Annotated in this window: 15 protein-coding genes; 7 read left to right on the plus strand and 8 right to left on the minus strand. The window is 65.1% G+C overall.

Features of this window, described 5'->3' with window-relative positions:
• The 4 genes from LQV39_RS02120 (at position 1) to LQV39_RS02135 (ending at position 3,781) form a co-directional block, all read left to right on the plus strand.
• Positions 1–1,209, plus strand: a complete 1,209-nt coding sequence (locus LQV39_RS02120; protein WP_230019966.1) for an ABC transporter ATP-binding protein — start codon at positions 1–3, stop codon at positions 1,207–1,209.
• Positions 1,206–1,979 (plus strand): ABC transporter ATP-binding protein, encoded by a 774-nt coding sequence (locus LQV39_RS02125; RefSeq protein ID WP_230019967.1) that lies wholly within the window; start codon positions 1,206–1,208, stop codon positions 1,977–1,979. The genes LQV39_RS02120 and LQV39_RS02125 overlap by 4 nt, the downstream gene beginning before the upstream one ends.
• Positions 1,980–2,702 carry an ABC transporter ATP-binding protein gene (locus LQV39_RS02130; protein WP_230019968.1) on the plus strand — a complete coding sequence of 241 codons (723 nt, stop codon included), beginning with the start codon at positions 1,980–1,982 and terminating at the stop codon, positions 2,700–2,702.
• A gap of 71 nt (positions 2,703–2,773) precedes the next feature.
• Positions 2,774–3,781: a GlxA family transcriptional regulator gene (locus tag LQV39_RS02135; protein WP_230019969.1), complete on the plus strand. Its 1,008-nt coding sequence runs from the start codon at positions 2,774–2,776 to the stop codon at positions 3,779–3,781.
• A gap of 57 nt (positions 3,782–3,838) precedes the next feature.
• Here LQV39_RS02135 and LQV39_RS02140 read toward each other — a convergent pair whose 3' ends face one another.
• From LQV39_RS02140 to LQV39_RS02170, 7 genes are all read right to left on the minus strand, one after another.
• Positions 3,839–4,759 carry a bestrophin family protein gene (locus tag LQV39_RS02140; RefSeq protein WP_230019970.1) on the minus strand — a complete coding sequence of 307 codons (921 nt, stop codon included), beginning with the start codon at positions 4,757–4,759 and terminating at the stop codon, positions 3,839–3,841.
• Between the two features lie 15 nt (positions 4,760–4,774).
• A complete protein-coding gene (locus LQV39_RS02145; RefSeq protein WP_230019971.1) occupies positions 4,775–5,245 on the minus strand; it encodes an Ohr family peroxiredoxin in 471 nt (156 codons plus the stop codon).
• A gap of 14 nt (positions 5,246–5,259) precedes the next feature.
• Complete coding sequence (locus LQV39_RS02150) at positions 5,260–6,015, minus strand: SDR family oxidoreductase (protein ID WP_230019972.1); 756 nt, start codon at positions 6,013–6,015, stop codon at positions 5,260–5,262.
• Between the two features lie 10 nt (positions 6,016–6,025).
• Complete coding sequence (locus LQV39_RS02155; RefSeq protein ID WP_230019973.1) at positions 6,026–6,505, minus strand: carboxymuconolactone decarboxylase family protein; 480 nt, start codon at positions 6,503–6,505, stop codon at positions 6,026–6,028.
• A 145-nt stretch (positions 6,506–6,650) separates the two neighbouring features.
• Positions 6,651–7,478, minus strand: coding sequence for a DMT family transporter (locus LQV39_RS02160; protein ID WP_230019974.1), 828 nt, complete (start codon positions 7,476–7,478; stop codon positions 6,651–6,653).
• Positions 7,471–8,484, minus strand: coding sequence for a LysR family transcriptional regulator (locus tag LQV39_RS02165; protein ID WP_374199391.1), 1,014 nt, complete (start codon positions 8,482–8,484; stop codon positions 7,471–7,473). The genes LQV39_RS02160 and LQV39_RS02165 overlap by 8 nt, the downstream gene beginning before the upstream one ends.
• 167 nt (positions 8,485–8,651) lie before the next feature.
• A complete protein-coding gene (locus LQV39_RS02170; RefSeq protein ID WP_230019975.1) occupies positions 8,652–9,260 on the minus strand; it encodes a glutathione S-transferase N-terminal domain-containing protein in 609 nt (202 codons plus the stop codon).
• Positions 9,261–9,453: 193 nt separating this feature from the next.
• Here LQV39_RS02170 and LQV39_RS02175 point away from each other — a divergent pair, with 193 nt between their 5' ends.
• Positions 9,454–9,876, plus strand: coding sequence for a cupin domain-containing protein (locus LQV39_RS02175; RefSeq protein ID WP_374199392.1), 423 nt, complete (start codon positions 9,454–9,456; stop codon positions 9,874–9,876).
• 78 nt (positions 9,877–9,954) lie between these two features.
• Here LQV39_RS02175 and phaP read toward each other — a convergent pair whose 3' ends face one another.
• Positions 9,955–10,524 (minus strand): TIGR01841 family phasin, encoded by a 570-nt coding sequence (gene phaP, locus LQV39_RS02180; RefSeq protein WP_230019976.1) that lies wholly within the window; start codon positions 10,522–10,524, stop codon positions 9,955–9,957.
• A 289-nt stretch (positions 10,525–10,813) separates the two neighbouring features.
• Between phaP and LQV39_RS02185 the strand changes: the two genes are divergently transcribed.
• Positions 10,814–11,746, plus strand: a complete 933-nt coding sequence (locus tag LQV39_RS02185) for a DMT family transporter (RefSeq protein ID WP_230019977.1) — start codon at positions 10,814–10,816, stop codon at positions 11,744–11,746.
• 18 nt (positions 11,747–11,764) lie between these two features.
• Positions 11,765–12,460, plus strand: coding sequence for a nitroreductase (locus tag LQV39_RS02190; RefSeq protein WP_230019978.1), 696 nt, complete (start codon positions 11,765–11,767; stop codon positions 12,458–12,460).
• Positions 12,461–12,544 lie beyond the last annotated feature (84 nt).

The raw sequence follows: 12,544 nt of genomic DNA on the forward strand, positions 1-12,544 counted from the left end.
ATGGCTCTCCTGACCTTCGACACCGCCCATAAACCGCGCCAGGCTTACGCCAGCATGGGCATCCTGCTCGCGGTGATGCTCGTCTTCCCCTTCGTTGCCAGCCAGTTCGGCAACTCCTGGGTGCGCATCCTCGACATGGCCCTGCTGTACATCATGCTGGCGCTGGGCCTGAACATCGTGGTCGGCTTTGCCGGCCTGCTGGACCTCGGCTACATCGCCTTCTTCGCGGTCGGCGCCTATTTGACCGGCTTGATGGCTTCGCCGCAGTTCGCGGCGCTGCTGGAATCGGTGGTGAATTATTCGCCGGCGCTGGGCGACTCGCTGGTCGCGCTGTTCGGCGAGGACATCCGCACCAATGGCATCCACCTGTCGGTGTGGGCGATCGTGCCGCTGGCGGCGATCACGGCCGGGCTGTTCGGCGCGCTGCTGGGCGCCCCGACCCTGAAGCTGCGCGGCGACTACCTGGCCATCGTGACCCTGGGCTTCGGCGAGATCATCCGGATCTTCATGAACAACCTGAACGATCCGATCAATTTCACCAACGGCCCGCAAGGCATCAACCTGATCGATCCGATCCGCATCTTCGGCGTCTCGCTGGCGGGGGAGGCGGGCTCTCGCGCCACCGTCTATGTCGGCGGCTTCGGCATGCCCTCGGTGAACGCCTATTACTTCCTTTTCCTGCTGCTGTGCATCGTGACCATCTTCATGACCAGCCGCCTGCAGCACTCGCGCCTGGGCCGCGCCTGGGTCGCGATCCGCGAGGATGAGATCGCCGCCAAGGCGATGGGCATCAATACCCGCAACGTCAAGCTGCTCGCCTTCTCGATGGGCGCCTGCTTCGGCGGCGTGGCCGGCGCCATGTTCGCGGCTTTCCAGGGTTTTGTTTCTCCAGAATCCTTCTCTCTCACCGAATCGATTGCCGTGCTGGCGATGGTGGTGCTGGGCGGTATCGGCCACATCCCCGGCGTGGTGATGGGGGGCGTGCTGCTGGCGGCGCTGCCGGAAGTGCTGCGCCACGTGGTCGAGCCGGCCCAGCAGGCGCTGTTCGGCAAAGTCGTGATCGAGGCGGAAGTGTTGCGCCAGCTGCTGTACGGCCTGGCCATGGTCGTGATCATGCTGTACCGCCCGGCGGGCCTGTGGCCGTCGCCGCGCAAGGAAGACAGGCCAAGCGCGGCGCTGGCCAAGGAAGAAGCGGAGGAAGCAGCATGAGTAACTTCCTCCTGAACATCTCCGGTGTGAATAAACGCTTCGGCGGCCTGCAAGCCCTGACCGATGTCGGCATCAGGATCGAGAAAGGCCAGATCTATGGCCTGATCGGGCCGAACGGCGCCGGCAAGACCACCTTCTTCAACGTGATCACCGGCCTCTACCAGCCGGATACCGGGACCTTCGAACTGGCCGGCAAGCCCTATTCGCCGTCCGCGCCGCACCAGGTGGCCAAGGCCGGCATCGCCCGCACCTTCCAGAACATCCGCCTGTTCGGCGAGATGACGGCGCTGGAAAACGTGATGGTCGGCCGCCACGTGCGCACCCGCCAGGGCGTGATCGGCGCGATCCTGCGCCACAAGGCGGCGCGTGCGGAGGAAGCGGCGATCCGCGCCAAGGCCCAGGAATTGCTGGACTTCGTCGGCATCGGCCAGTTTGCCGATCGCACCGCGCGCTATTTGTCCTATGGCGACCAACGCCGCCTCGAGATCGCGCGCGCGCTCGCGACCGAGCCGACCCTGCTGGCGCTGGACGAACCGGCGGCCGGCATGAACGCCACCGAAAAGCTGGCGCTGCGCGAGCTGCTGGTGAAGATCCAGGGCGCCGGCATCACCATCCTGCTGATCGAGCACGACGTCAAGCTGATGATGGGCCTGTGCGACCGCATCTCGGTGCTGGAATACGGCAAGCTGATCGCGGAAGGCCTGCCGGCCGAGATCCAGAAGAACAAGGCGGTGATCGAGGCTTATCTCGGCACCGGGAGTACCCATTAAATGAGCGAGAACATTCTCAAGATCAGCGGCCTCAAGGTGGCCTACGGCGGCATCAAGGCCGTCAAGGGCATCGATCTCGAGGTCAACCGCGGCGAACTGGTGACCCTGATCGGCGCCAACGGCGCGGGCAAGACCACGACCCTGAAAGCCATCACCGGCACCCTGCCGGCGTGCAAGGTGGAAGGCACGGTCTCGTACATGGGCCAATCGCTGGCGAGCGCGAAGTCCTTCAGGCTGGTGCACGACAAGCTGTCCATGGTGCCGGAAGGGCGGGGCGTGTTCACCCGCATGACCATCCACGAAAACCTGCTGATGGGCGCTTATACGCGCAAGGACCAGGCCGGCATCGATGCGGATATCGAGAAGTGGTATGCGGTGTTCCCGCGCCTGAAAGAGAGGTCAAGCCAGCTGGCCGGCACCCTGTCCGGCGGCGAGCAGCAGATGCTGGCGATGGCGCGCGCGCTGATGTGCCATCCGACTTTGCTGTTGCTGGATGAGCCTTCGATGGGCTTGTCGCCGATCATGGTGGAGAAGATCTTCGAGGTGATCCGCGATGTGTCGGCGCAGGGGATTACCATCCTCCTGGTCGAGCAGAATGCAAGGCTGGCGCTGCAGGCTGCTACCCGCGCTTACGTGATGGAGTCGGGGGCGATCACGATGAGCGGGAATGCGGCGGACATGCTGCACGATCCGCGGGTGCAGGCGGCTTACCTGGGCGAATGAAGCCCGCCGGCCGGGGGGCGCAAGCGCCGTCGCTGCCTTGACATCCCGACGGTAAGCGTTAACATCGGCCCATGTTACCGACCCCTCAAGCCCGGCTCATCCTGTTCGTCGCTTTCCCCGATGCAGGCCTGCTCGACCTGACTGCGGCCCAGACCGTGTTCTGGGCCGCGCAGCGGCATATGGCCGGACGCCACCTGCTTCCCTACGAAGGCCATACGGTGAGCCTGCACGGCGGGCCGGTGCGCACCGAGGAAGGCGTCGTCATCGACACCCTGCCGTTTTCCATGTTCGACGGACGTGCCATCGACACGGTCGTCGTGCCCGGCGCCGCCGGCATCGCCGGCATCCTGGACGGACTCGGCGAGACCGTCGGCTGGATCGGGCAAAGCGCCGGCCGCGCGCGGCGTACCGCCTCGGTGTGCACGGGCGCCTTCCTGCTGGCCGCGGCCGGCCTGCTGGACGGCAGGCGCGCGGCGACGCACTGGGGCATGTCGGACCTGCTGGAGCAGCGTTTCCCGGCCCTGAGGGTCGATCGCGACGCCATCTTCGTGCGCCAGGACGCCGTCTGGACCTCGGCCGGCGTCACCGCGGGCATCGACCTGGCGCTGGCGCTGGTCGAGGAAGATTGCGGACGCGCTGTCGCCATGGACCTCGCGCGCGACCTGGTCGTCTTCATGAAGCGGCCTGGCGGACAGGCACAGTACAGCGAGCTGCTGCGGGCACAGGCGCGCGACAGCGCCAGCTTCGACGAGCTGCATGCCTGGCTCGCCGACAACCTGCACAATGCGGACCTGGGCGTCGAAGCGCTGGCGGAACGCGCACGCATGAGCGCCCGCAATTTCGCCCGGGTCTACAAGGAGAAGACGGGGCGCACGCCCGGCAAGGCGCTCGAGCACTTCCGGGTCGAAGCCGCGCGCCGCATGCTCGAACAGTCCGCCCGCAACTTCGAACAGATCGCACGCCAATGCGGTTTCGGTGACGAAGACCGGATGCGCGTCACTTTCCAGCGCCATCTCGGCTTGACGCCATCGGAATACCGCCGCCGCATGGGCGAATCACATCAGGATGTGACCGCTTGACGGGGTGGGGGGCTGGCTGGGCAAGCCCAGCAGGCCGCGCAATTCCTGCTCGATCGCCTACGACAGCCACGTGATCGGCACGTCGTTGGCGCTGCCTTCGAACGGGTTCTCGGTACTCTCGCCAACCTGGTCGAGCGCCAGGTACATCCAGGCGATCAGTACGCTGAAAGGCAGCGCCAGCCAGCCCATCTGGCCGTGCATGAAGCCGGGCGCAGGCAAGGCCGCGAATTCCCTGACCATCGCCAGCGGCAGCAACAGGGCGAACAGCCACACGAACAGCGAATTGACGATCGCATACTGGCGCGGGTAAGGAAAATTCTTGATGCGCTGCGCGCGGGCGTGCTGGTCGCTCAGGTCCTTGAGCGTCTTTTGCATTTCGGCGTAATGCAGGACCTGCAGGCCCTGGGCCAGGAACAGGCTACGGATGGCCCGGCTTTGCAAGCCCATCAGGGCTGCCGGGATATCGCGGCTCGCCAGCAGTTCGGCGACGGTCTGCGGCGCCAGGTATTTTGCCAGCTCGGCTTCGAGCGGCACGCGGCGTTCCGCCACCTCGAAACTGCGCTCCCGGTATTCGGCATTCTGGGCGGCCGCGGCCGCTTCCCAGACCCGCGCGGCGCGCAATTCGTAGCGCACCGCCGCGAGCCAGGCCAGGTGCCTGGACACCAGCTCCTTGACGGCGCCGCCGTCAGCGGGGAAATCGCGGCTGATCAGGCCCCAGTAGCGGCTGGCAGCGGTAATCGAGGACCAGATCTGCTGCGCTTCCACCGTGCGGCCGTAGCTTTGCGAATTCTTGAACCCGACGATGAACGAGGCGGCGGTGCCGAGCAGCGCCAGCACCGGCCATGGCAAGGACAGCCAATGCCAGCCGCCCAGCTGGTACAGCGCCGTCACCGCGCCCGCGCTGGCCGCAACGAGGTAGATTCTGCGCCGGGTCCAGTAGAGAAACTCGGCCAGGCGATAGGATTTTCCGACATGCATCCGCACTCGCTCCTGTTAAAACCCGTGCTCGACCAGCGTAACGATGCTTTCGATGCCCTGGCGGGCCATCTTGGTGTAGGGGCAGACCCGTTCGGCATTGCGGACCAGTTCGGCGGCGGCGATGCGGGGCGTGCCCGGCATCCGCACGCGTACATGGGACGCCAGCATGAACAGGCCGTCGCTCGGATCCCGGCCAAAGCTGACCGACACGGCGACTTCGGCGCCGTCGGCGGCAATGCCGCGGTGCGATGCCAGCAGGACCAGGGAACCGTGGAAGCAGGCGGCGTAGCCGGCTGCGAACAGCTGTTCCGGATTGATGCCGCCCTTGTGCCCGCCCAGTTCGGGCGGCATGCGCAGTTCGAGTTCGAGTGCGCCATCGCTGGACCGGACGAGGCCGGAAACGCGGCCGTGTCCGGCCGCGCCGCCGGTGACCGAAACGGAGGCGACATACAATGCGCCGTCGCCTGCAGTTCCTCCATGCTTCATCGATTGCCTTTCCCTCAGTGGGCCGGCGCCTGCGTCCTTAGCCAGTTCTGCAGCCTGACCGCGCCCAGGCGCGCCTCGCCGTGCGGCACCAGCGTGTCCTCCTTCAGCTCGGCGCCGAAATAGCGGGCGTGGACGTCGGCCTGCACGGTGCGCGGGTCCTGCTTGACCGCCAGGTACTGCTGCACCAGCTCCGCCAGGCGGAAGCGGTCCGGGCCGGCGATCTCGACGATGCCGTTCACCGGCGCCCCCAGCGTGCACTCGGCCATGGCGATTGCCACGTCATCCGAGGAAATGGGCTGCACGAAAGCGGGCGACAGGGCGATGGCATCGCCCTGCCCAGCCGAGGCCGCAATCCCGCCCAGGAATTCGAAGAACTGGGTCGAATGCACGATGGTATAGGGCAGGCCCGACTCACGGATCAGCTTTTCCTGGGCAATCTTGGCGCGGAAATAACCGCTTTCGGCAAGACGGTCGGTACCGACCACGGACAGCGCGACATGGTGCTTCACGCCGGCCCTGGCGGCCGCAGCCAGCAGGTTGCGGCCGGAAACCGTGAAGAATTCCATCACCGCCTCATCCGCGAACGAGGGCGAATTCGCCACATCCACGACGACGTCGGTGTTGGCCAGCGCCTGGTCGAGACCTTCGCCGGTGATCGTGTTGACGCCCGAATTGGGCGATGCCGCGATCGCTTCATGGCCGCGCTCGCGCAGGATGCTCACCAGTTTGCTGCCGATCAGGCCGGTGCCGCCGATGACGACGATTTTCATGTCGCGCTCCTCAGGAGAGATTGGCTTTGTCCAGGCCCCATTCCTTGTCGAAGGAACCGGGCACGACCTTGAACGCGACGTTGACGCGGTTCCAGGCATTGATGGCCATGATCTCGTAGGTCAGGTCGGTCAGCTCCTTTTCCGACAGCTGGCTGCGGACACGCTCGTAGACTTCGTCCGGCACACCCTGCGGCGACAGCGTGGTCAGCGCTTCGGTCCATGCCAGGGCAGCGCGTTCGCGCGGGATGAACAGGGCCGATTCACGCCATGCCGCCAGGTGATGCAGGCGCAGCGGACGCTCGCCGTGCAGGGTGGCCTGCTTGATGTGCATGTCGAGGCAGAAGCCACAGCCGTTGATCTGCGAGGCGCGGATGGCGACCAGGTCGCGGATGCTCTCCTCGATGCTGCCGTCATGCAGGAGGGTATTGAACTCGACGAATTTCTTGAAAAAATTCGGCGCCTGCTTGATGTAGTCGATACGCTGCGTCATGGTGATTCTCCTTTGTCCTGGATACTGCTGTCCGGACCGGCTGGTCGGGATCGCATTGCAGTGAAAACAGTGTAGGCAACCAGGCGATTGCGGAGTAGATCTCTGGCGGGCCGCAGACTGGTGCGCGAAACGCACCAATCGCTGCTCAGCGCGTCAGCCGCACGCCCCCCATGACGAGGAGCAGGGCGGGCGCCAGCCGCCACCAGGCGCCGCCTTCGACCGCGCCTGTGACGGCGAGGGACAGCGTCGACAGCACGGGTGTCAGGTAGGACAGCGAACCGATGGTCGAGGCCCGGCCGGTGCGCATGGCGCGGTCCCACAGGACGAAGGACAGGCCGAGCGGACCGAGGCCGATCATCGCCATCCCCATCCATTCGCCTGCGGAAGGATGGTAGGCGGTCTCGAACAGGAAGTGGGCCAGCAGCGCCAACAGGCCGGCGCCGAGGCAGAAGCCGCCTGTGGCCCACGACGAGTAGGCCGCCATATAGCCGGGCGCGACCGAATACACCGCCCAGCAGAGCGCGGCAAGCAGCGCGAGCGCGTAGCCGCCGAGGTGGGCGCTGGACAGCCCGGCCGACGCGGGTGCAATGACGACGGCGCAGCCGGCGAAAGCGAGCGCGCAGCCCGCCAGCTGGCGCGGCAACAAGCCCTGGCCGGCCGGGCCGTAGGCGGCCAGCACGACGATCAGCAGCGGCCACAGGTAGTTGAGCAGGTTGGCCTGGGCGATCGGCGCGATGTGAAAGGCCGCGACCAGGCAGGCGTGGTACAGGAACAGGCTTGCCACGCCGAAGCCGAAGACGGGCGCCGGTACCCGCCACGCGCGCCATCTGTGCGCGGAAGCGGCGCTGCCGCAGCACAGCGCAACGCCTGTCAGCAGCAAGGGCGGGGCGTCGCCGGCATGGCGCACCAGCGTCGCAAACAGCGCCCACAGCAGGATCGCACCGAGCGCACAAGTCCATGCGGTCCTACTCATGCGGGACTCCCGCCTGGCTGCCGAGCAGGACGTCGAGGCAGTGCAGGTCGAGCGCGCGGATGCGCTCCGTCATGTAGTCGATGAAGACACGTGTGCGCATCGGCATGTGATGACGGCTGAGGTAGCACAGGTAATGCCCGCGATCGTCCGGCGCGTGCTGCGGCAGGACTGCCTGCAGGCGCCCCGAACGCAGGTGTTCGCCAATCTGGTAGCCGGCCATCTGGGCGATGCCTTCTCCATTCAGGACCGATTGCAGCACGAGGTCGGCGTCGTTGAAGCAAAGCCAGCCTTTGGGCAAGTGCTTTTGCACCAGCCCGTCGACCTTGAACTCCCATTCGAATATCCGGCCGGAGGCAAAGCGGAAGTTGACGCAGGCATGTCCCGCCAGCTCGCCTATCGTGCGCGGCGTGCCGTGGCGGCGCAGGTAATCGGGCGTCGCACAGAGCAGCATCTGCATCGGCACCAGCTTCTTGGCCACGATCTGACTGTCGTCCATGCGGCCGTTGCGGAAGGCGACATCGATCCGGTCGGAGGTGAAATCGGTGGGGCGGTCGTCCAGGATGAGGTCGAGCGTGATGTCGGGGTACTGCAAATGAAAATCCTTCAGCAGCGGCGCGACGATCCGGCGTCCGAAGCCGACCGTGGAAGAGATACGGAGGCTGCCGCGCGGGATGCCGGTGCGCAGTTCGTGCATTTCCTCGACCGATTGCAGGATGCGGTCGACGCCGGGCCGGCAGTTCTCGAAGAACAGCTCGCCTTCCGCCGTCAGCGTCGTGCTGCGCGTCGTGCGCTGGAACAGCCGGGTATCGAGCTGGGTTTCCAGCTTCTGGACGCTGCGGCTCACCGCCGAGCGGCCGATGCCCAGGCGTTCGGCGGCCCTGGCGAAACTGCCTTCGTGAACGACGGCAATGAAGGCCACCACGCCTGCGTAGGTCGTGGCAAAGCTCGAGGCCAGAGCGTCGTTATGCTCTGCGGCCAAGCTCGGCGGCAGCGGCATGTTACCCATGGCTGACCTTTGCAAATGGGACTGTAAGGAGATTCAACTGGTACGGCACGGCTTCCTGCATTCATCAATACGCGAGCAAATGGTAGTTGTGCAGGAAGGCAATCGGCAATGACAAAAATCCTCTGTTTTCTGCCAGGCGGCGCCGTGCAGGGCCGCCGGCCCGGTGCTCAGTCCTCCTCGGCAAGAAGGGCGGCGCGGACGGCCGGGTCGAGCGACAGGCGCGCGTGAAAGGATGCCAGCGCATCCAGGCCGGCCATGTCGACGCCTTTCGCCTGCGCCCAGCGCAGGACGACGAACAGGTAGGGGTCGGCGATCGAGCGTTGTCCCGTCAGCCATTCGCGGCTGGCCAGCGCGCCATCGAGCCGCTCCAGGTAGTGGCGGATATGGCGGCGCGCATTCTCCGCCAGCTGCTCGTCGAGCTCGCGCTGCTCGAGGAAGCGCGCCGGCGAGAACAGCGGCTTGAAGGCCTTGTGCACGTCGGAGTTGAGGAAGGCCAGCCAGCGCATGACCTCGGCGCGTCCGCGCGCGCTGCCGTCGCCCGCCAGCTGCGCCTGCGGGTAGAGGTCGGCGAGATAGCCGAGGATGGCGACGTTTTCGGTCAACACGAAATCGCCGTGAACCAGCAGCGGCACATTGCCGCCAGGGTTGATCGCCAGGTAGTCAGGCGCCTTGATCGAGTCGATTGTCATCGGCACGATGTCGTGCGGTGCGCCGACCCAGCGCAGCACGATCAGGTCGGCGAGCGAGCAGGCGCCGCGCATGTGGTACAGCTTCATGGTTCCCCCTTGGTTGTCGATAGCGGCTGCCACTATCGCACCCGTGGGGAAAGCGGATTGGTGCTTTTGCTTCAACAGCGTGCGTCCTTGCAGACCTCTGGTTTGCCGGGGCGCCGCTCTCTAGACTGATTCTGTTGCGGATGCCGCAGCCGGTTCTCAGCCGCACTGGGCTCATCTCGTGAAGGATCACATCATGTTGCAATCGACTCGGCGCCTTCGCCGCCTCGCACTCACCCTCATGCTGGCTGCCGGTGCTCAGGCACAGACACAGGCCGCGCCGCCAGGCCCTGCCGTCACGGCGCTGATGAACAAGGCGCTCGAGGACTACCCCGGCAAGGAAGTCCTGATGATTACCGTCGACTTTCCTCCCGGCGCAGTCGACCCCCTCCATCGCCACGATGCCCATGGCTTCATCTACGTTCTCGAAGGATCCATCGTCATGGGCGTCAAAGGCGGCAAGGAGCAAACGCTGACGCCGGGCCAGACCTTTTATGAGGGACCGCAGGACCTGCACACGGTGGGACGGAATGCCAGCAGGACCAGGCCGGCCAAATTCCTCGTATTCCTGTTGAAGGACAAGAACAAGCCGGCTGTCATACCGGTCAAGCATCCTTGAAGATGCACAGCCAAAATGAAACGGCCCGGACCGCGTAAGCAGTCCGGGCCGTTCTCCTTTGCAGGAGCGAAGTATTACTTAGGCAGCGTTGGCAGCGCCGTTGGCGGCCTTGCCGGCAGCAGCGGTGAACTGCGACACAGCGGCGTTCATGTTCGACTCGATGGCTTCGGCAGCCTGCTTGGTGGTCTTGGTGAACTGCTCGTAGCCGGCGTTGGCGTTGCTGATGGCGGTCTTCAGGGCCGACACATAGGTCTCGGAACCGGCCGGGGCGTTCCTGGTCACTTCGTCGACCAGCGAGATCACCTTGCGGTTGACTTCGGCGATCTGGCTTTCGGCAGCGCGCGAGAACTCGGCGCCGGTGTCGGCGGCGATGGTTGCCACTTGACGGCTGTAGGCCACGGCCTTTTCAGCGCTCGGCTGAGCCTGGGAAGTGGCCACCGAGAAGAATTCCTGCGGATCTTTGACTGCCAGCAGCTGGCGTGCGGTTGCCGACGAATTTTCCAGCGCGGCTTTGGCCGTGTTGATATTCAGGTCCACCAGCTTCTCGACACCCTCGAAAGTCTTGGCGGTCAGGGCCGACAGCAGGGCGAATTGGGATTCCAGATTGGCTTTGGTCGCGTTCGAAAACTGCTCGGGGAATGCAAACATGTAGTTCTCCAGTAATGGACAAATATTGAACTTGGGTAGACCCGGATGTTGCTGGGATTCTGGCGGCTGGCTTCGAACAGCATTTGTGCGCCGCAACATGAACAGATTTTACCGGGTTCCGATTATGCGTCAAGCACTTTTGATGCGGCGCACAATACAAATGCGATGTTTTGAGATATATCAATCCATACAATCGTTTGCGTGCTTGTTCGTTTGCACGGATACAACAACCGGAATGGCCAAGGGCAGGCCGGCAGGGACCCGGACAGCATGCTAGACTGGCAATCCGATGAGTCCCGACACTTCCCCATCCCCCGCCAGGCCGCCCCATGCCCGGCCCTCCACGGCGCCGGCACAAGCCGGCTGGCTGGCGCCGGTGCCGCTGTTCTTCGTCGTCCTGTGGAGCACCGGTTTCATCGCCGCCAAATACGGTCTGCCGTATGCGCCGCCGCTGTCCTTCCTGATCCTGCGCTGCCTGGGCGCGCTGCTGGTGCTGGCGCCGATGGTGCTGGTGGGCGGCGCACCATGGCCGCAAGGACGCATCCTGCACGTGGCGGTGGCCGGACTTTTGCTGCAGGCCGGTTACCTGGGCGGGGTCTGGAGCGCCATCAAGATCGGCATGCCGGCCGGCTTGTCCGCCCTGATCGTCGGCCTGCAGCCCATCCTGACCGCCTTCGCCGCGCCCCTGGTCGGCGAGCGCGTCAGCCCGCGCCAGTGGCTGGGCCTGCTGCTCGGCCTGGGCGGGGTCGGCCTGGTGGTGTACGCCAAGATCAGCCTGAACGGCCTGTCGCCCGCCGCGATCGGCTTTTGCGTGCTGGCGCTGTTGTCGATTACCTGCGGCACGCTCTACCAGAAGCGCTTTTGCCCGCAGTTCGACCTGCGCACCGGCACCCTGATCCAGTTCGCTGCCACGGCCCTGGTGCTGCTGCCGCTGGCGGCCGTGTTCGAGGATTTCGGCCCTGCACTGGCGAACATCCACTGGACGCCGCAGTTCGTCGGCGCGCTGCTGTGGTCCATCCTCGCGCTGTCGATCGGCGCCATCTTTTTATTGTTCCGGCTCATCAGCCGCAATGACGCCACCAGGGTCACGAGCCTGCTCTACCTGACGCCGCCGACCACGGCCGTGATGGCCTGGCTGATGTTCGGCGAAGCCCTGAGCCCGCTGGGCCTGGCCGGGATGGCGGTCGCGGTGATGGGCGTCGCCTTCGTCGTCAAAAAATAAAACATCGGGAGAATCCACATGATCAGCAGCCAGCAGCAGCAAGACGTCGACGCCGCCATCACCTCGCGCCGTTCGATCCGCGCCTATTTGCCGACGCCGGTTCCGCGCGAAGACATCGAAGCCCTGCTCGAAGTCGCCGCGCGCGCGCCATCCGGCACGAATACCCAGCCGTGGAAGGTGTACGTGCTGACCGGCGAGGCCAAGGAGCGCTTCAGCAACGCGATCCTGGCGGCCTACGCCGACCCGCAGCAGAACAAGGCGCATACCGAGGAGTACGCTTACTATCCGCGCGAATGGGTGTCGCCCTTCATCGACCGCCGCCGGAAGGTCGGCTGGGACCTGTATGCGCTGCTGGGCCTGACGCGCGAGAACAAGGCCGGCATGGCCGCCCAGCATGGCCGCAATTACCGCTTCTTCGACGCGCCGGTCGGCCTGATCTTCACCATCGACCGCGTGATGGAGCAGGGCTCCTGGCTCGATTACGGCATGTTCCTGCAGAACATCATGGTGGCGGCGCGTGGACGCGGCCTCGACACCTGCCCGCAGGCGGCCTTCACCCAGTTCCACCGCATCATCGTTGAACAGCTGGGCTTGCCGGAGAATGAAATGGTGGTCTGCGGCATGGCGCTCGGCCATGCCGATCCGCAGAAGGTCGAGAACAGTTTAGTAACGGAACGCGAGCCGGTGTCGAGCTTCGTGCGCTTCGTCGACTAGCTTGTTGGGTATACTGAACGCGCCAAGCTGTTGAAATATCAAGAGATTTCTACAACGCTCAAAACCTTGCGTTGTGGCAAAACG

Source organism: Massilia sp. Bi118 (genome assembly GCF_918697865.1).
Taxonomy (GTDB): Bacteria; Pseudomonadota; Gammaproteobacteria; order Burkholderiales; family Burkholderiaceae_D; genus Telluria.

Excerpts from the sequence above, each read along its gene's own strand:
- LQV39_RS02120 (WP_230019966.1), top strand. The coding sequence starts at position 1 with ATGGCTCTCCTGACCTTCGACACCGCCCATAAACCGCGCCAGGCTTAC.
- LQV39_RS02125 (WP_230019967.1), top strand. The coding sequence starts at position 1,206 with ATGAGTAACTTCCTCCTGAACATCTCCGGTGTGAATAAACGCTTCGGC.
- LQV39_RS02130 (WP_230019968.1), top strand. The coding sequence starts at position 1,980 with ATGAGCGAGAACATTCTCAAGATCAGCGGCCTCAAGGTGGCCTACGGC.
- LQV39_RS02135 (WP_230019969.1), top strand. The coding sequence starts at position 2,774 with ATGTTACCGACCCCTCAAGCCCGGCTCATCCTGTTCGTCGCTTTCCCC.
- LQV39_RS02140 (WP_230019970.1), bottom strand. The coding sequence starts at position 4,759 with ATGCATGTCGGAAAATCCTATCGCCTGGCCGAGTTTCTCTACTGGACC.
- LQV39_RS02145 (WP_230019971.1), bottom strand. The coding sequence starts at position 5,245 with ATGAAGCATGGAGGAACTGCAGGCGACGGCGCATTGTATGTCGCCTCC.
- LQV39_RS02150 (WP_230019972.1), bottom strand. The coding sequence starts at position 6,015 with ATGAAAATCGTCGTCATCGGCGGCACCGGCCTGATCGGCAGCAAACTG.
- LQV39_RS02155 (WP_230019973.1), bottom strand. The coding sequence starts at position 6,505 with ATGACGCAGCGTATCGACTACATCAAGCAGGCGCCGAATTTTTTCAAG.
- LQV39_RS02160 (WP_230019974.1), bottom strand. The coding sequence starts at position 7,478 with ATGAGTAGGACCGCATGGACTTGTGCGCTCGGTGCGATCCTGCTGTGG.
- LQV39_RS02165 (WP_374199391.1), bottom strand. The coding sequence starts at position 8,484 with ATGGGTAACATGCCGCTGCCGCCGAGCTTGGCCGCAGAGCATAACGAC.
- LQV39_RS02170 (WP_230019975.1), bottom strand. The coding sequence starts at position 9,260 with ATGAAGCTGTACCACATGCGCGGCGCCTGCTCGCTCGCCGACCTGATC.
- LQV39_RS02175 (WP_374199392.1), top strand. The coding sequence starts at position 9,454 with ATGTTGCAATCGACTCGGCGCCTTCGCCGCCTCGCACTCACCCTCATG.
- phaP (WP_230019976.1), bottom strand. The coding sequence starts at position 10,524 with ATGTTTGCATTCCCCGAGCAGTTTTCGAACGCGACCAAAGCCAATCTG.
- LQV39_RS02185 (WP_230019977.1), top strand. The coding sequence starts at position 10,814 with ATGAGTCCCGACACTTCCCCATCCCCCGCCAGGCCGCCCCATGCCCGG.
- LQV39_RS02190 (WP_230019978.1), top strand. The coding sequence starts at position 11,765 with ATGATCAGCAGCCAGCAGCAGCAAGACGTCGACGCCGCCATCACCTCG.